Genomic DNA, 17,972 nt, shown 5'->3' with positions numbered 1-17,972 from the left:
CTGTTTTACAACCAAATAGTCGCTATTTATTTTAAAAAACTTTGGATTTCATTTTTTATAGAAATAAAATATTTTTTTAAACCATCAAAATCTTCCTCTTGAATACATTTCTTATTTAGTAACGAGCTTCCCATACCTACTCCAACTGCACCAGCATCAAAAAACGCTTTAATATTTTCTTTTGAAACTCCTCCTGTTGGTAATAATTTTATGGTATTTAATGGCGCTAATACATCTTTAATATATTGCGGACCTAGTTGTGTTGCCGGAAATATTTTTACTGCTGAAGCTCCTAAAGTCCATGCTTTGTATATTTCTGATGGTGTATATGCACCAGGAAATACAGGCACATTTTTAGCAACACATGTTTTAATCACCTCTTCATCTATAATAGGTGTTACAATAAATTGAGATCCTGCATCTAGTGCCTTAGTAAGATCGCCCATATTACAAACGGTTCCTGCTCCTACATTAAGATTAGGAAAAGAGGTTCTTAAATCACGAATAATTTCGGCAGCACCTTCCGTGTTCATTGTAATTTCAATGGTGTGCAAGCCAGCTTCTAAATAAGCTTCCGCAATCTTTTTAACTGTTTCACTCGGTAGGCTTCTAACGATACCTACGATTGGTGCTTTGTAATATAATTCCCAAGAAAAAGAAGTATTAGTCATATTGTTTTAATATTTTTTGTTGTCCTATAAGCATTGCTTTTCCCACAATTTCACTTTCAAAAAGAACATATTCATTTTTACCTAAAATTTCATCTAATGCCATTTTATAAAGATTGGCTAATGGATAAGGGCAGCCTAAAAAGACATTTTTTGATTCGTTTTTTAAATAAGAAAGCTCATCTCCAATAAGTAATCCACTTAGAAAATAATAGTTTTCTTCTTTGGTAGCATTTTCAAACAAATCATTTGCTCTAATAGAGAATAATCGCTCTGTTAGCTTCCCTTGGCATCCAAATTTCACTCCTTCTAAGAAAGAGATATCCATAATATGATCTTTGTCTACTTTTATAATGGAATTAGACAGGATACTTTTTTGAGAAAGAATTTCAAAAAGCTCTCCAGTCATATAATTTTTAAGGTCGGTAAAAAAACCGTTACTATATGTTATGTGTTTACTATGTGTACCAGGTAGAATTAAAATAGCCTCTTTATACGGCTTCAGATATTCTTCTAAGCCTAGGGCCTGCGTTTCTTCTCCTCGCATCATGCCCTGACTATTTTTTACACCAGAAATTAATAAAATTTCTAATCCATAGTTAAGCTGTAATTTTTTAGATACAAATTTTTTACCTTCACTGTCAAAGGGCATTTCCGCATAATCCATATTATGCAATCCTATATTAGAGGTCACCATACCTGCCGAAACGATTAAACAGTTTTGATATTGCTTAGGAAAAACTTGAATCTGCCGTAATAGATAATTTGCAAAAAAATCACTTTGATTTAATTTATCTTGTTCTAAAAAGGCATTATATAAAACTTTCACACCTTTTTCTGTACTATGCTCTTGTATAACCTCTAAAGACTCTCCCTTTACTAAGGTTAATCTAAAATTACTGGTTCCCCAATCACAACTTATAAAATATTTTGGTATAGCCATTGTTTGATGCGTCAGAGGGATTTAATTAATAGCCCTATTATCTCTTCATCCAAAGAACACAATTTACAACTATTTTGAAACAATAAAGTTTACCTTGTTATTGCATTATTTTACCTCTTTATCTTCTTCTCTACTGGCAAGGGTAATATCAATTTAGAAATGGGTAATTTTTAAGAATATTCAATCTTTTATTATTATCAAATTTGTAATCAGCAATCCAAATAACAGATAAAACACAGCATATGAATAAGACTAATCCTTTTCACTTTTTAGCCCTAACTATTAGTATGAGTTTTGTCTTTGCATGTGGAAATCAAAAAAGTACAGTTACAGATTCTTCCGCTTCAAATGCTATTCAAAATAATTCTTTTTATCCTGCATCAGACCCAAACAATACTGGTAACTGGGAGCTAAACACGCAAGTAAGCGATGAATTTGACGCTTCTATTATGGACGAAGACAAATGGTATATCGTTGGTAAATTTAAAGATGGTAAGCCTTTTTACAAACATCCTGACAAACCAAATAAAAAAGTATGGACAGGTCGTGCTCCATCTCAATTTTCAGGAAAAAACTACCGTTTAGAAGCAGGGAAATTGATACTTGAAACACGTTGGGAACCAGATTTCCCATTTATTGAAGAAGTAAGAAAACCTATTTTCGGAGATGCGTTGCCTTACGAGAACATCACAACCGCTTGCATAATAGGTCGTAGAGAATTTAAATATGGTTATATAGAAATAAAAAGTAAGGCTGCAGACGCACCTGTTTCTAGTGCTTTTTGGTCTATGGGAGACAAACTAGAATTCGACTTTTTTGAACTTTTTGGAGGGACAGGCAATTCTAATAAATCCCATTTAGATAGTCAACTATGGTGGTCTATTAGAGATTGGAATAAACCTGTAACAGGCAAACCAACCTACACCGAAAGAAAAGATGTAGGATTTAGAGTTGCAGATGATTTTCATATTTGGGGAATTGATTGGAGTGAAAATGGTGTAAAATATTATATAGATGGCAAACTATTTTCTGAAGTATCCCCAAAAGAAGTAACCGCATGGGCTAAAGAAAACAGAAAGAAAATAGATTTACCAGAGGACTACAATGGCTATGTTGCAACTACACCAATAAGCTTATGGCTAGATCAAGAAACATTTCCTTGGCACGACGTACCAAAAAGCAAAGAAGAATTAGAAGCAAAAAGTCCTGAAGGAAAGAAAGCGGATGGTATTGTTGACTTTGAAATAGAATACATTAGAGTTTGGCAAAAAAATTGATTACTAACTAAAACATTAACAACTTAAATTTAAATTATCATGAAAAAAATCGTTTTAACATTATTATTATTATTTGTAACCGTAGCAACATCTTTCGGACAAGGTAAATTTCAATTAAGACAAAACGCTCATTTTGTTGAAGCAGCAGCTAAAGAATATAATTTGGATGATAAGCAACAAGCCGAACTTTCTGAGTTTAGACTAGAAATGGTATCTGCTTACATGAAAAGCAATCAAGATTCAAAAGCTGGAGATATCACTAAAGAAGAAATGAAAGCAAGCAATAGAGAAGCTAGCAAAACATTTCACAATAAATTATCAAAGCTAACTGGTAAGGCATATGCAGATATGAAAGATTGGCTAGACGAAATGAGAGAAGAACTTAAAAAAGTAAAGTAATACTTTACATTAATTAGTCATAACTCTGTTAAGAGTTATATGAATAAACCTGTAAACAGCTAGCTCAAAAAAGCTAATTGTTTGCAGGTTTTACTGTTTACACTAGGTTATTTTCTGTTATTATAATAAAAATGGATTACCGTTCTGTTAAATATGAGTTAATATGGAGCAAGTTAAGGTTAATATATACTTAATCGTTTTCGCATAACTAGCTTAGATTTGATAAGTAATAACTACTATACTTATAATTAGAAAAAATAATGCTCATGAATAACAGAAATTTTAAAGTAAGCATAACGATACTATCCATGATGTTATCTGCATTTGGGTTTAGCCAAACAGAAAACACAAGGCCAAATATTATTCTAATTTTCGCCGATGATTTAGGTTTTACAGATGTTGGGTTTAACAGGCCAGCCGATTTCCCTGCTGCCTATGGTGCTATTCCAACCCCGCAAATAGATGCACTTGCCGCTAACGGAATAATTGCTAAAAACGCACACGTTGCACACCCTTTTTGCGGACCAAGTAGAGCAGCTTTATTAACAGGTGTATATCCGCATAGAGTCTGTGCGCAATATAATTTACCTAATGGTGTTAACGATCTTGATGGGGTAACCACAAACGAGAAATTTTTCAGTAAAGTTTTACAAGAAAACGATTATAATACTGCTGCTATTGGTAAATGGCATTTAGGTGTAGACACACAGTTTACTCCAAATAGTAGAGGTTTTGATCATTTCTTTGGAATGCTTGGTGGTGGGCATGAATATTTTGAATCTTCTTATGAACCTCAATGGGTTAACAATCCCAATACTACTAATGAATATCGCGTACCTCTTAGAAGAAATGGTGCCTATATCGATCCATCGGAGTTTGATAATGACGAATACCTAACAGATATATTGACGGAAGAAGCTGTTAACTATATCCATGTAAATGCTTCAACAAATCCAAATGACGATCCCTTTTTTATGTATTTAGCATACAACGCGCCACATACTCCTTTACAAGCACCACAAGCTAAAATAGATGCGTTTAATGCTGTAAATGGTAACGGAACTTCTGGTAGTACATTCTCTACAGTAGTAGCAGATAGTCCTGATATTTTAAACGCGAACATTCCTAACAATTGGACTGGTACCGATCAGGCATACAGAGATTCACTAGTGGAAGACCGTCTTATATATGCAACCATGGTGAGTATTATGGATGAAGGTGTTGGCTTGGTAAAAGATGCCTTAGTAGCAAATGGAATTTTAGATAACACTTTAGTTATTTTTATGAGTGATAATGGCGGTAAATTAAGACAAGCTGGTGCTGTAAATTATCCGCTTACAGCTGGTAAAGGTAGCGTAGATGAAGGTGGTCATCGTGTACCAATGTTATTACATTGGCCAGATCAATTTTCTGCCGGACAATCGTATGACCATTTAGTATCGTCTATTGATTTATATCCTTCTTTTTTAGATTTAGCAGGAGCTTCTGTTCCTACAGGGAAACTGTTGGAAGGAAAATCTGTAATGAATCAAATTAAAACGAATCAAAACGCTAGACCAAATGAATCTATTTATATAATGCGTCCGCAAAGTGGTTTTCAAAACGGAGCAATCATGCGTGGAGACTATAAAATAATTAAAAAAGGAAATAATAACACGACAGCAGGTTTTCAATTATACAATATTATCACAGATCCTGGGGAAACAACAAATATTAGAGGTACAGAACCAAATGCAGAGCAACTTGTGGACGACATGCTAACTTCTGGTGTTGCTTGGGTATCCGAATTTCAAGATGTAACTCCTTGTTGGTTTGATAATGATGATGGAGGAAACGGGCATCCACATAGTTTTTTATGGAATGATGGAACGCTACCTAATTACGATGGTTTTTTCGGAATGCCGTTAATACAACAAACAGATCTAATTAATATTGCAGGAGTAAATGACGCTACAGAAGGCACAACTAATGGTGTTTTTACCGTAAGCCTACCTACTGGTATTAATGCAGACCAAGATATAATTGTTACTTATATAGTTAGTGGTGAAGCGGCAACAGATGGTTCAGATTACACCACTTTATCGGGTACTTTAACAATTTATGAAGGTACTAACAGTACAGACATTACCATTGTAGCTAGTGAAGATGGATTAGCAGAAATAAGTGAAACTGTAATTATTCAATTAACAAATACCTCGGTGGGATCTATAAATGCTACACCAGCACAAATTAATATTTCAGATGTTACGGTACCTACTACTTTAACAACAGGTGATGTTGCTATTGTAGGTTATAAAGCTGCAGCACAAAACATAGGAGAATTAGCCTTTATTATTTTAAAAGATATTGATGCTGGAACTTCCATTAGTTTATCAAACCGTAGTTGGAAGGCAGATGGCTCCTTTAATCTTGGAGGTGGCGGAAGCCCTTATGCCATAGACGATGTATTTTCATGGACTTCTACAAGTTCTCATAATGGAGGAACCGTTTTTAAACTAGGCAGCGATGGCATTATTACAACGGTTATTAGTGGTGTAGAAACCCCTGTTGGTAATACCGTACAGACCTTTGGTACAGATGGTGATTGGGACCTTTCTCCTGCTGGAGATTCCGTTTTAATATACCATGGAAATACGGCTACACATCCAGATAATACTAGTAATGCTTGGCTTACAGGATTAAACACTAACGGCGTAGATAATGGTGGTAGTGTACAAGCTGCTGGATGGGCTATTGGTGGTGGTAACGCTTATTGCGTGCTACCTGCAGCTCTTGTTGGTTTTGACATCGATGTTACAGGCGGAGATATTGCTAATCCTTATGATCAAAATTATGGAGTTTATGTTGGTAATGCCTCTGGAGATGCTGCTACATTAAGATCTAGCATAAACAATTACATGAACTGGAATTTAAATGAAGATAATGCGTACTACTTATGGAAAAGCGATTATACCGTTGGTGGTAATGTGGGAAATATTTTTCTAGGCCAACTTAGTTTATCTACTACTCATGTAACTAAGGAAGATTTAAAAATATATCCTAATCCATCTACAGGAGTTTTTACAGTTCAGTTTAGTAAAACGCATAAAGATGTAGAAATAGAGGTTTTATCCATTTCGGGAAAATCGATAAAAAAAATACAAACTAAAAATGTGACTTCTCAAAAAATAGATCTTTCAAACTTTTCAGCTGGCATGTACTTTTTAAGAATAAAATCGGATACCGCTCTTTCTTTCGAAAAAATAATGAAATTATAATATAATTAAACTAATTTAAACAGGCTTTAAAACATAATTAAATGAAACATAAAACCTTATCAACTAAAGACCAAAAAGGAAAACTTCTGTCCATTATACTTTTTGCTTTGTTTTGCAGCTTTAACATATATGCTCAAAACACAATAATCTCAGGAAACATTACCTCTGAAGAAGATGGTTTTCCTCTACCAGGTGTTACGATACTTATCAAAAACACGAATAAAGGAGAAATCACTGATTTTGATGGAAATTATACTATTGAAGCGAATAAAGGAGACATCTTAATTTATAGTTACTTAGGACTCATAACACAACAAATAACTGTAAATGAAACAGCTCAAATAAATATTATTTTAAAACCAGATGAAAATAGTCTGGATGAAGTAGTTGTTGTTGGATACGGAACGGTAAAGAAAAAAGAAATTACAGGAGCCTTAACGCAACTAAAATCTGATGACCTAGAAAGTATTGTAACCTCCGATGTAGGTTCCGCATTACAAGGACAAGTTGCAGGTGTTAACATTGTTGCTTCCGAATTACCAGGTGGAGATTCTGAAATATTAATACGTGGTATTTCTACCCTTGCAGAAGGACAAAACGAACCATTATATGTTGTAGATGGAATTATACAAGATGGTAACCCAAGAATTCCACCAACAGATATAGAATCCTTAACGGTACTAAAAGATGCTGCTTCCACAGCGATTTATGGAGTACGTGGAGGAACAGGAGTTATTTTAATTACAACCAAACAAGGTAAACCTGGTACCTTAAGAGTACGAACAAATGCAAGTTATGCCATTCAACAAAGAAACTCGGCAGTACCATTAATGAATTCTGTAGAGCAAACCTATTTTGACATTGTATCTGCCGCAAATGTGAACAACACTACTTATGATCAAGTTAATTTACAATTATTGCAACAACCAGCATCTTTTGTAAATGAAACCGATTTAAACGACTTGGTTTTTAATGATCAAGCAGCAACACAAACATATAATATAAATATTTCTGGAGGTACAGATGATATTACATATAATGTCGGATTGGGCTTATATGACCAAGGAGGTTTACAAATAAACTCTGCTTTTAACCGCTTTAATATGCGTGCTAACACGGTTTACAGTAAAAATAAATTACGCATCCAATCTAGTTTAGCATTTGTAACAGAAGACAGAGATATACCACAAGGAAATTTATTATCACAAGCTATTGTTTACAGACCAACTCAAAATGGTTTAGATATAAATAATATAGTGGAAGAATTAAACCAAGATGGTGATGATGTGAACCGATTAGGATGGGTTTTAGAAAGTCTTAGAACCACAAATAATTTAAAAAGAAACAGAATTTCTGGTGCAGTAACATTAAATTATGAATTAATTGATGGTTTAAATCTTCAAACCAATTTAAGTCTTACTAAAATAAGTGATATAGGAAAAATCATTAGACCTTATCAAGTAATCTACAATAACTCAGGTCTACTACAAAGTGAACCAGAAAACAGTTATATAGACAGCCGAACGATTTTTAGAACGAACATATTTGGAAACATAGGTGCTACTTATGAAAAAGAATTATTAGAAGATCAGACGGTAACCTTTACCTTTTTTACCGAGTTAGAAGATAATAGTGAGGAAGCATTTTCAGCGAGACGTGCAGGTGTTACTTTTCCAGGTAGCACAACTTTAGACCTAGCAACAGGAACACAAAGCGTAGGTTCTTATGAAGATGTTGAAAAAAGATTTAGTCTTTTAGGTAGAATTCAATACAATTATAAAGATAAATATATCTTAAGCTCTGGGGTTAGAAATGATAGATCTACAAACTTTGGATTAGAGTACAATTCTGGAATCTTTCCTAATATAGCATTAGCTTGGAATGTTCATGAAGAAAATTTTTGGGAAAATTATAAAAGTGCTGTGAACAGTTTTAGAGTAAGAGCTTCTTATGGAGAAATTGGAAATGACAGAATTTCCCCATATAACTACATCCCAAGTTTAGTTCAAAACATAAACTATTTTGGAACCAATGGTGACACTGGAACAGAAACTATTAATTTAGGTACCATTCAACAAGATTTTGCGAATGAAATATTAACATGGGAAACAACTGCTGAAAAAAACCTAGGTTTAGATCTTGGTTTTCTAAAAAACAAAATAACACTTACCGCAGATTACTATTACAGAAAAAAAGTAGATATGCTATTCCCTATTTTAATCCCACCTTCTGCTGGTGGTGGAGAAAATGCTAGTCTTATTTTAAACGTTGGTAATATGGTTAATGCCGGTTTAGAATTAGGTGCCAGCTATCGTGCAAAACTAGGTAACGTAAATATTAATATGAACGGAACCTTTACGACAAACAAGAATGAAATAACTAAGATTAATGGAGATACAGAATTTATTGAAAACAACACCTCTGTATTAGTAGGTAGAGCTCCAGACCAATCTAGAATCACGCGTCTAGCGGTTGGTTATCCTGCTGCTTCCTTTTTCTTATACCAAACAGATGGTATCATTGATACAGAAGAAAAGCTAGCAGCGTACCAAAAAATAGTTAGCAATGCTAAAATGGGTGACACCCGCTTTATAGATAATAATAATGATGGTACAATAGATGATAATGATCGCGCTTATAGCGGTAGTGGTTTACCAGAATACGAGCTTGGTTATACCTTTGAAGCAAGGTATAAAAACTTTGATTTCTCTATGAATTGGTATGCAGCACTTGGTCAAGAAGTAATGAATGGATTTGATGCTTGGGCATATGGTTTTGGTAGACATAAAGATCAAGTATACCAATGGTCTCCTGCAAACCCAGAAACATCTATTCCTGCATATCAAAATGATATTAGAAGACATCCAAATTATAGAGGTAACAGTGATCTTTACTTAGAAGATGGATCTTATGTTAGATTACGTCAAGCATCTCTAGGATACAATATTCCTAAAAAGAGAGTAGAAAAATGGGGACTAGATTATTTACGCTTCTATGTTAGAGTACAAAACCCATTAACACTAACAAAATACTCAGGGTATAACCCAGAAGTTGGTGGAGGTATTTTATCTAAAGGTTTAGATTCAAATACTGGTCCAATATCAAAAATGTATATGTTAGGATTAAACTTAAACTTTTAAAAAATAATAATTATGAAACATACCATGCGAAAATTAATTATGTTAATAGTTGTAGTACTGACTATTAGTTCTTGTTCCGATGATTATTTTGAAGTAAGCAACCCAAATGAAATTGGGGAAAATGATTTTTGGAAAGATTTAAATCAAACAAACCAAGGATTAAATGCAACATACCAAACGCTGCATCACCCAGCTGTTATAAATAAAATAGCAGAAATACTAAGATCCGATATGGGATATCCAGGATATGGTAGACCTGCTCCTCAAAATACGGAGGATTTCTACTTGCACACCTACACGGGTAGTACAAATGAAATTACAGATAAATGGACTATAAACTACCAAGGGGCATTTAGAGCGAATCAAGTAATTGAGGCTTTAAATAACCTAGAAAATAATGGTGGAGATGAAGAGGAATGGAACTCTCAAATGGCACAAGCACGTTTTTTACGAGGCCTATTTCATTTTTACTTATATACCACTTTTAATAAAGGAAGTATAGTTATTCGTGACGCAGTACCTGTAACGCAAGACGATTTTGCGAAACCATTATCTTCTGCCCAAGATGTTATAACTTTTATAAGAGAAGATTTACAATTTGCATACGATAACCTTTATATGAAAGGGGAATATCCAGATAATGATGCAAGTAGAGTTACCTCTGGTGCTGCTGCAACCATTTTAGGAACTAGCTATTTATATGAGTTAGATTACACCAGAGCTATGCCTTACTTTCAAGATGTAATAAACAACCATGGTTATTCATTAGAATATGATATGGATAAATTATTTACTACAGCAGGAGAATTTAATCAAGAATCAATTCTAGAAATTAATTTTAGTAATGATAATGTTAGATTAGATTTACCGCCATGGACTGGAGAATCTGGAACCAACTGGTTAAATCAACAAACATCGAATACAAGAGGTGCAGTTGGTCCTGCTTGGATTGCTTATGATTACAAATCAGAACCAATGGATCCTTCAGACACAAGAAATTACTATGAAGATCCTAATACAGGAACTACATTAAGAAACGTTCCGCTTCGTGCCTCAGCAATGATAGCTATTGTAGAAGATAACCAAACCACCTATTATTTAGATGGAACGGTAAGTGAATATACTCGTTTTAATGCTACGGCTTGGGGATTTGCTTGGTGGAAAAAATACACAAATCATGATATACTTGCTAGAGAAGGTGATGTTCCTGGAGGTGCTCCCTACTCTAGTAAAAATGTAACCTTAAATAGACTTGCAGATGTATTATTAATGCAAGCAGAGTGTAAAATTAAAACAGGAGCTGTACAAGATGCTATGGATTTAATAAACCAAGTTAGAAAAAGATGGGGTCTGTTGTTAATAGGTACGTCTGGACCATTATCTGGAACCTATGACGGCGAAGCTTATACGGCAAACTCATTAATGCAACGCCTCATGAGAATTGAAAAACCTTTAGAAATGTCTATCGAAGGACACTGCATTCGTCATCTTGATTTTAAACGTTGGAAAAGATCTGACAATTATAGTTTTGAAGATCGCTTACAAGAGTTATCTAATGCCACCTATTATGGTGTAGATTTTCAATTTATTAATTCAGAAGGACAAACTATTACAAGAGGAAACAAACCTTCTTTAAAAGCAGAAATCCCTTCTGTTCCTTATGCCACTGTGGATTATGAATTTGACGCCTCTGTTTTAAATTATTCTGAAGCAGTACATGGAGATTATCCGATTCCTTTTTCAGAAATAAATTCTAATCCAAACATTAATTAAAAGCATTATGAAAACAATAAGAATAACATTATTAGCATTAAGTTTGGTTCTATTTTGGAATTGTGATGAAGACGAATACCAAGATTACAGTGCACCAGATACGCTATCAGATACAGCTTGGGCAATTGGAGTGGATCAAGATGCTCAAAACCCTTTTAGCATAAATATTGACACGCATATCTCTTTTTTCGATTTATCGCAAGGAACTGCAAGTCACGAATGGCAAATTCAAGAAGGCAATCATTATCTTAAAGCAGATTTTGAACCAGGTAGCGACGATTTAGTTCCATTTATTGATAACCAAGCTGGTTTAGTAAAAACATCTAAAAAAGCACACGTATTTTTTAGAAATAGTGGGCTTAATACCGTAAGGCTTTATAATAAATTTAATGAACCTGTAACTTATTATTCGAGTGAAGGGGAATTGAATGCAGTACAAGAAGGAAACCTTTGGGTTATTGATACTACATTTACTTTTGATGTATTTGCAAAACTTAAACCCGCATTTAAAGTATCGCAAGATGGTGTCGATATATTAAATGTTACCGAAGCAGATATGCCAACATTGGATGATATAAATTCATGGCCAACAGTAGATGTTGAAGCTGGTTCTTCTCTAACCTTTACAGACTTAACAACAGAAGGTAGACCAAACGGTAGATCTTGGAGATTTGCAGAAGGTACACCTAATCAAGTTGGAGGAGTAACCGCAGTTGTTCGTTTTTTTCAACTAGGAACATTTACAGGTGAAATGAGATCTTTTAGACAAGCACCCGATCCACAAGCTACAGAAATCAAGTTAATTCCTTTAAAAGTTAATGTAATACCTTCTTCACAACCTTTCGTGTTTAGTGGACAATTAAAAGAAGACGAAGGTCAAAAAATCTCATTTCAAGTAAACGGTGAGACCGTGAACTTTTCAGGGCAAGAAGACAACTTTACAGTAAGCGTTACAAATGCAGAAGCTGGTATATTTAATCAAATAATACCTGTGCAATCTGTAGCAGTAAGTAGTGCAAATGCTACTTTTATAGAATTATCATTAGCACAACAAATCTATAATTCAGACACCATAACTGTTTCCTATAATAATGCAACAGATGGCATAACATCTACAGACACAAGAGTACTTCAATCTTTTGGACCTGAAAACGTACAAATGTTTTTTGGAGATTCCGTTCTACCAGGAGGTACATCTAGCTGGGCTAGTTTTGAAACCGCAGGTGGTGGCGTTAATAACGCTAACGCTTCCGCTCAATTTTTCATCCCTGGCGGACAAGGTAATGGTCAATTTGGTGATTGGGTATGGGAACGTGTTACAACTAATTCTTTTGATGGTGATGCTAGTATGCGTTATCAATTACCTGCAGGAGAAAACATTCCGTTAATCAATCTTTTTGGATTTAGTTTTTCGCAACCAGGCGGTATTGCTGCTGGAACCTACAGAGTTTCTTATAAAGTCTTTAAAGAAAATTCTAATTTAAATGCGTTCCGAATGGAATTTGGAAATCCTGTAACACATATTTCAACATTTGATATATCAACCATCAATAATAATGAATGGGTAGAAGTATCGCAAACAATAACCTTTGATACTGCTTTACCTGCAAGTTATAGAACTACATTAAGAGTTGTAGCTGAAGATAATGCAGGAATTACTGGACCACAATTACTATATTTTGATGATTTATCACTTGTAGAATTAGAACCAAGACCATAATTTTAAATACCAAGAACATGAAAACTATTATAAAATATATCAGCATTTTAACTATTATATTTTCTTTTACAAGCTGTGATGAAGAAAACAATTTTAAAGAATCCAATATACAATTGGTACCTGTAATTAGTCTTACAGACATAGCAGCTAATCTTGCAGATAACCCAAATTTTAACCAAGAAGGATTAAATAAATCTTTTAAACCTTTTGCAATTAATATCTACAAAGACAAACCTTTAGTAATCCACTATACATCCTTTGGAAATGCAGTTGCGTATGACCCTATTAATTTAGTTAATAACTCTACAGATTTAAATTATGATATAACTTATGCTGCTTCCGATTCCAGTTTTTCGGATACGCAAGATGTTACCAATGATTATAACTATACTATTAATTACGATAGAAGTGTTACCGAACCAACTCTTGGTTTAACCATAGATATAACCACAGTAACAACTACTAGAAGTAATACTATCGATTCGGATGTTGCAGGAACAGAAACAATTACAGATACCGATGAAAATCCGGATGTTACCAGTGATGCAGTAATTACAATTGAAACATCTATAGATGGGTCTGGAACAACTACTAGAGTAAGAACAAGAACTTCAACTGTTGCGTATAGATTACTAATGGAAGACGAACAAGTATATAATTAAGTTACGCTTAAAGATTATTAAAATGGCCTAATTATAGCGTTAATTGTTTGTTGCTTTTATAAAATGCCATTAGTACTAACTATACTAAATTGAAATTATGATTATTGAAAAAATTGAAACCTTTGTTCTTAAAGATAAATTATCTAAAACGTTCTTCTTTTCACAATGGGAATACTCAGAACGTTGTATTTGTATTGTTAAAGTAACGGCATCCAATGGTCAAGTTGGTTGGGGAGAAGGCTATGGACCAGCAGCTATTTTAGAAGCTGGAATACAATTTTTAAAACCACTTGTAATAGGTCAAAACCCATTAGAGAATGAAGTAATATGGAGTACCATGTACCGTAAAACTCTAGATTATGCAAGAAGAGGAGTATTAGTAGCATCTATTAGCGCTATTGATATTGCGCTTTGGGATTTAAAAGGTAAAATTCTTAACCTACCAATATCTACACTTCTTGGAGGTGCACACAGAAAAAAAATCAAACCATACGCTACAGGTTTGTATTTTACAGATCCAGATAACCCGTCCAGAGATTTTGAAAAAGAAGTTGCTTTATACAAATCACAAGGTTTTAAAGCTATAAAAATGAAAGTTGGATTAGGTGTACAAGAAGACTTTGAGAATATAAAGAAAATACGTGGTTTAATGGGCGATGATATGCAATTAATGATAGACTCTAACCATGCCTATACTTTAAAAGAAGCCAAAGCCCTATGCCAAAAAGTAGAGCAGTTTGATATTAGTTGGTTTGAAGAACCTGTTTCCCCCGAATATTACGAACAATATAACGAGTTAAGAAATAGTACGTCCATTCCAATTGCTGGTGGAGAATGTGAATATTTAAGATTCGGTTTTCAACAACTACTAAAAAATAAATCTGTAGATATTATACAGCCAGATATTTGTTCTAGTGGTGGTTTAACCGAAGCAAAACGTATTGCTGCTTTAGCAAGCACTTACGGCGTTGAAGTTGTCCCTCATACTTGGGGAACCTCTATTGGTATTCATGTTGCATTACATTTTATTTCCAATTTAGAATGTATGCCTGGTAGAATGAAAGCGCCAGATTTTTTAATAGAATACGATCAAACTGAAAACGGTTTAAGAGAACGTCTCACCTTTCCTAAAATAAAAATGAAAGATGGTATGATTGAAGTACCTACTGGACCTGGTCTTGGTCTGGAAGTGGATGAGAAAGTATTAATGGAATATATCGACAAAGAACACAAAGCAAAGCAAACAACCTTTTAAGAATAAAAACACCTATGAAAACCCATAATTTTGGTTATAAAAAACTATATATAGACGGTAAATTAGTCGATGCCTTAGATGGTAAAAAAACAGATGTTATTTGTCCTGCAACAGGAGAAGTCATTGCACAAATTGCCGAAGCTAGTAAAGCAGATACAGAAGCTGCTTTGGTAGCTGCCCAAAAAGGATTTAAATACTGGTCTAAACTTTCATTAGCCGAAAGAACGCAATGGATGCAAAAACTTAGTGATGCTGTAAAAGAAAAAGAGCATGAACTAAGAAATGCTATGGTTCACGAAATGGGTAAAACCTATGCAGGAGCCTATGAAGATATTGAAGCATTAGTAAATGGTTTAGAATGGTATCCTAATGCTATGAAAAACCTCAGAGAGGAACAAATACCAGATTACGAAAATACGCATACGCATAAAATGATTTCTAAACCGGCAGGTGTTGCAGTTGCATATCTTGCTTGGAATTTCCCATTACTAAACGTTGGTTTTAAATTAGGACCTGCTTTAGCTTCCGGATGCTCTATTATTATAAAACCTTCAGCAATATCGCCATTATCTACATATATGGTAGGTGAGATTTTACATGCTATTAATTTTCCAGCTGGTGTAGTAAACATTCTATCCGGCTCTGTGAGTGAAGTTGCTACCGTGTTAACTACTAGCACCATTCCTTCTGTATTAACCATGATTGGTTCCACAGCAACAGGAAAAAGAGTTATTGCAGATAGTACGACTTCTATTAAAAAACTTGGAATGGAATTAGGTGGAAACGCACCTTTCATCGTTTTTGAAGATGCGGATTTTGATACTGCTTTAAATTTAGCCGTAGGTTTAAAATTTGGTAATACGGGACAAATCTGTGTTGCTGCGAATAGAATCTATGTACATAAAAATATCTATGACAAGTTTTTAAAAGCGTATGTAGAAAAAGTTTCAGCATTAAAAATAGGATTTGGAACAAAAGAAAATCCGGACGTTTTTATGGGACCTGTTGCTACTAGGAAAGATAGAGATCGTATGTTCGATATTATTGAAGATGCAGTAAGTAAAGGAGGAAAAGTAGTCTATGGTAATAAAATACCTGAAGGCTTACCAGAAAATGGAAACTGGATAAAACCAACCATTATTTCTGAAGCGAACCATGATATGACCTTGTTTAACAAAGAAACTTTTGGTCCTGTTGCTGGCTTAATGTCTTTTGATACAGATGATGAAGTTCTAAAATTAGCAAATGATACCGAATATGGTTTAGCTTCTTACATCTTTACCAACAACCATAAAAGAATTGAACGCTTTACCGAAGACTTAGAATTTGGTGAAATACAAATAAATGGTGTCAAATACGCTATTTACTTACCTCATGGAGGAATTAAAAACAGCGGTATTGGTCACGATTGTTCCCATTTAGCACTAGATGATTACCTAGTTAAAAAACGTGTTTCTACAGCGATTTAAATGCCCTATACATTGAATTTAAAATGCCTTTTACAAGATGTAAAAGGCATTTTTATTTGTATACCGTTTCCTAATAGAAATTCTTTAAAAAAATATGAGCAGTGTAATCCAACAAATTTTAATAATGGATGTGCCTAATATTTTTAAACGAACCTTCACCTCCAATAACAAAACCGAATATTATATACATACCTTACCTCCACATTTATACTATCTGTAATCTCAAATAAATAATTTCAAACAAACAATTAACGCGATTTTTAAACATAAAAAAACTCCTTTTACAACATGTAAAAGGAGTTTTTTATAAAGACTAATTCTATACTTAATTCTTAATAAACTTTTTAGTAGACACACCTTTATTTGATGTTAATCTAACTACATACATGGCAGCTTTTAAAGAAGAAACATCTATAGATGAACCAATTTTATTAACCGTTAATACCGTTCTTCCCAATAAGTCAAGTACTTCTACTTTTTCAAGAGTTTCTTGCGTTTTAATGTTTAACACATCATGTACCGGATTTGGAAACATTTCAAACTGAAAAGCACTAAAGTTTTCAGTCGAAAGTAATGGTATGTTCTTCGTAACTAGGATTCTATTATTATAAATAATATTAATCTCTCCCGCAACAACAAATCCAAGACCCCAATTAAAGAAATAAGCTCCAGAACCAGTCAATGCTGTATAAACATCAGGTCTAATTCCATTATTAGCAGATCCAATTGGAGATGTTTCATTAGAACCTAGATTTCTTATTCTAGCAGTTTTAGTGGATGAACCCGAATCAGCTCCAAGCGTATATTCTATTATAATTTGGTAAGCAGATTTATCTGCTGTACTAATTTCTGGTTGTGTACCAAAACCTGATGGTCCACCATCACTCAAAAAAACTCTAGCACCTGGCCCGTCAGATCTTACCAACACGCCATCACGATTTTGTCCAAGAATATTACCTACCTGACCTGCAGGAATTGTTGCAACAGGAGATAAACCTGTAACATATAATTGCTTGTTTGCGTCAGTAGCATTAAAGATTTGAGGGTTATTACCCAATTGCGCTACAACTGTAATAGTGATTACATCTCCCGCTACTCCCGTAATAGGTGTTTGATTGATAGCATAAGCAAAATTAGTTTGTGTTTTTATTTGATCAGCACCATTAGCACTCCATGTTTTTGTATTTGGAGGTCCGTTAGGGACATTATGTCCAGCGGACCAATCTGGATGATCCTCTAAATTGGATTGAGCAGCTGCAGCATCATAAGAAGCATCTGTATAATCATCATCAATAATGGTTGTTTGTGCATTTAAGCTCAAAGCAAAAAAAGCAAGAACAACTATAAGTAAAGTGTTATTTTTTTTCATAATAAATTGTTTTAATGGATAATTAATTTAAATATGGGTT

The 17,972-nt window shown here is 34.0% G+C and carries 12 protein-coding genes; 9 read left to right on the top strand and 3 right to left on the bottom strand.

Annotation, left to right across the window (positions count from 1 at the left end):
• Positions 1 to 26 precede the first annotated feature (26 nt).
• Both ACVCZW_RS07535 and ACVCZW_RS07530 read right to left on the bottom strand, forming a co-directional pair.
• Positions 27 to 671, bottom strand: coding sequence for a bifunctional 4-hydroxy-2-oxoglutarate aldolase/2-dehydro-3-deoxy-phosphogluconate aldolase (locus ACVCZW_RS07535; RefSeq protein WP_452228491.1), 645 nt, complete (start codon positions 669 to 671; stop codon positions 27 to 29).
• Entirely contained in the window at positions 664 to 1,611 is a 948-nt protein-coding gene (locus ACVCZW_RS07530) for a 2-dehydro-3-deoxygalactonokinase (RefSeq protein WP_452228490.1), read from the bottom strand. The genes ACVCZW_RS07535 and ACVCZW_RS07530 overlap by 8 nt, the downstream gene beginning before the upstream one ends.
• A gap of 242 nt (positions 1,612 to 1,853) precedes the next feature.
• Here ACVCZW_RS07530 and ACVCZW_RS07525 point away from each other — a divergent pair, with 242 nt between their 5' ends.
• The 9 genes from ACVCZW_RS07525 to ACVCZW_RS07485 all read left to right on the top strand — a co-directional run bounded on the left by ACVCZW_RS07525 (position 1,854) and on the right by ACVCZW_RS07485 (position 16,563).
• On the top strand, positions 1,854 to 2,888 hold the full coding sequence (locus ACVCZW_RS07525) for a family 16 glycosylhydrolase (RefSeq protein ID WP_452232084.1): 1,035 nt from the start codon (positions 1,854 to 1,856) through the stop codon (positions 2,886 to 2,888).
• A 39-nt stretch (positions 2,889 to 2,927) separates the two neighbouring features.
• Positions 2,928 to 3,287: a hypothetical protein gene (locus tag ACVCZW_RS07520; protein WP_452228488.1), complete on the top strand. Its 360-nt coding sequence runs from the start codon at positions 2,928 to 2,930 to the stop codon at positions 3,285 to 3,287.
• Positions 3,288 to 3,553: 266 nt separating this feature from the next.
• On the top strand, positions 3,554 to 6,544 hold the full coding sequence (locus ACVCZW_RS07515; RefSeq protein WP_452228487.1) for a sulfatase-like hydrolase/transferase: 2,991 nt from the start codon (positions 3,554 to 3,556) through the stop codon (positions 6,542 to 6,544).
• 41 nt (positions 6,545 to 6,585) lie between these two features.
• Positions 6,586 to 9,684, top strand: a complete 3,099-nt coding sequence (locus ACVCZW_RS07510; RefSeq protein ID WP_452228486.1) for a SusC/RagA family TonB-linked outer membrane protein — start codon at positions 6,586 to 6,588, stop codon at positions 9,682 to 9,684.
• A 12-nt stretch (positions 9,685 to 9,696) separates the two neighbouring features.
• Complete coding sequence (locus ACVCZW_RS07505) at positions 9,697 to 11,457, top strand: RagB/SusD family nutrient uptake outer membrane protein (RefSeq protein WP_452228485.1); 1,761 nt, start codon at positions 9,697 to 9,699, stop codon at positions 11,455 to 11,457.
• 7 nt (positions 11,458 to 11,464) lie between these two features.
• On the top strand, positions 11,465 to 13,177 hold the full coding sequence (locus ACVCZW_RS07500; RefSeq protein ID WP_452228484.1) for a hypothetical protein: 1,713 nt from the start codon (positions 11,465 to 11,467) through the stop codon (positions 13,175 to 13,177).
• Between the two features lie 17 nt (positions 13,178 to 13,194).
• The gene (locus ACVCZW_RS07495; protein WP_452228483.1) at positions 13,195 to 13,839 is read left to right on the top strand and encodes a hypothetical protein; all 645 of its coding nucleotides are present in this window, start codon (positions 13,195 to 13,197) and stop codon (positions 13,837 to 13,839) included.
• A gap of 97 nt (positions 13,840 to 13,936) precedes the next feature.
• Positions 13,937 to 15,094 carry a mandelate racemase/muconate lactonizing enzyme family protein gene (locus ACVCZW_RS07490; protein ID WP_452228482.1) on the top strand — a complete coding sequence of 386 codons (1,158 nt, stop codon included), beginning with the start codon at positions 13,937 to 13,939 and terminating at the stop codon, positions 15,092 to 15,094.
• Between the two features lie 14 nt (positions 15,095 to 15,108).
• Entirely contained in the window at positions 15,109 to 16,563 is a 1,455-nt protein-coding gene (locus ACVCZW_RS07485; RefSeq protein WP_452228481.1) for an NAD-dependent succinate-semialdehyde dehydrogenase, read from the top strand.
• 325 nt (positions 16,564 to 16,888) lie between these two features.
• On the opposite strand, the gene ACVCZW_RS07480 is transcribed toward ACVCZW_RS07485, so the two are convergent.
• Positions 16,889 to 17,932: a T9SS type A sorting domain-containing protein gene (locus tag ACVCZW_RS07480; RefSeq protein WP_452228480.1), complete on the bottom strand. Its 1,044-nt coding sequence runs from the start codon at positions 17,930 to 17,932 to the stop codon at positions 16,889 to 16,891.
• Positions 17,933 to 17,972: the final 40 nt, after the last annotated feature.

The organism is Lacinutrix sp. MEBiC02595 (genome assembly GCF_053601555.1).
This window is presented reverse-complemented; position numbering and strand designations above follow the sequence as displayed.

What these genes read in the sequence shown, in the direction of transcription:
- ACVCZW_RS07495 (WP_452228483.1), top strand. Translation starts at nt 13,195, where the DNA reads ATGAAAACTATTATAAAATATATCAGCATTTTAACTATTATATTTTCT.
- ACVCZW_RS07500 (WP_452228484.1), top strand. Translation starts at nt 11,465, where the DNA reads ATGAAAACAATAAGAATAACATTATTAGCATTAAGTTTGGTTCTATTT.
- ACVCZW_RS07505 (WP_452228485.1), top strand. Translation starts at nt 9,697, where the DNA reads ATGAAACATACCATGCGAAAATTAATTATGTTAATAGTTGTAGTACTG.
- ACVCZW_RS07485 (WP_452228481.1), top strand. Translation starts at nt 15,109, where the DNA reads ATGAAAACCCATAATTTTGGTTATAAAAAACTATATATAGACGGTAAA.
- ACVCZW_RS07480 (WP_452228480.1), bottom strand. Translation starts at nt 17,932, where the DNA reads ATGAAAAAAAATAACACTTTACTTATAGTTGTTCTTGCTTTTTTTGCT.
- ACVCZW_RS07535 (WP_452228491.1), bottom strand. Translation starts at nt 671, where the DNA reads ATGACTAATACTTCTTTTTCTTGGGAATTATATTACAAAGCACCAATC.
- ACVCZW_RS07510 (WP_452228486.1), top strand. Translation starts at nt 6,586, where the DNA reads ATGAAACATAAAACCTTATCAACTAAAGACCAAAAAGGAAAACTTCTG.
- ACVCZW_RS07490 (WP_452228482.1), top strand. Translation starts at nt 13,937, where the DNA reads ATGATTATTGAAAAAATTGAAACCTTTGTTCTTAAAGATAAATTATCT.
- ACVCZW_RS07530 (WP_452228490.1), bottom strand. Translation starts at nt 1,611, where the DNA reads ATGGCTATACCAAAATATTTTATAAGTTGTGATTGGGGAACCAGTAAT.
- ACVCZW_RS07515 (WP_452228487.1), top strand. Translation starts at nt 3,554, where the DNA reads ATGAATAACAGAAATTTTAAAGTAAGCATAACGATACTATCCATGATG.
- ACVCZW_RS07520 (WP_452228488.1), top strand. Translation starts at nt 2,928, where the DNA reads ATGAAAAAAATCGTTTTAACATTATTATTATTATTTGTAACCGTAGCA.
- ACVCZW_RS07525 (WP_452232084.1), top strand. Translation starts at nt 1,854, where the DNA reads ATGAATAAGACTAATCCTTTTCACTTTTTAGCCCTAACTATTAGTATG.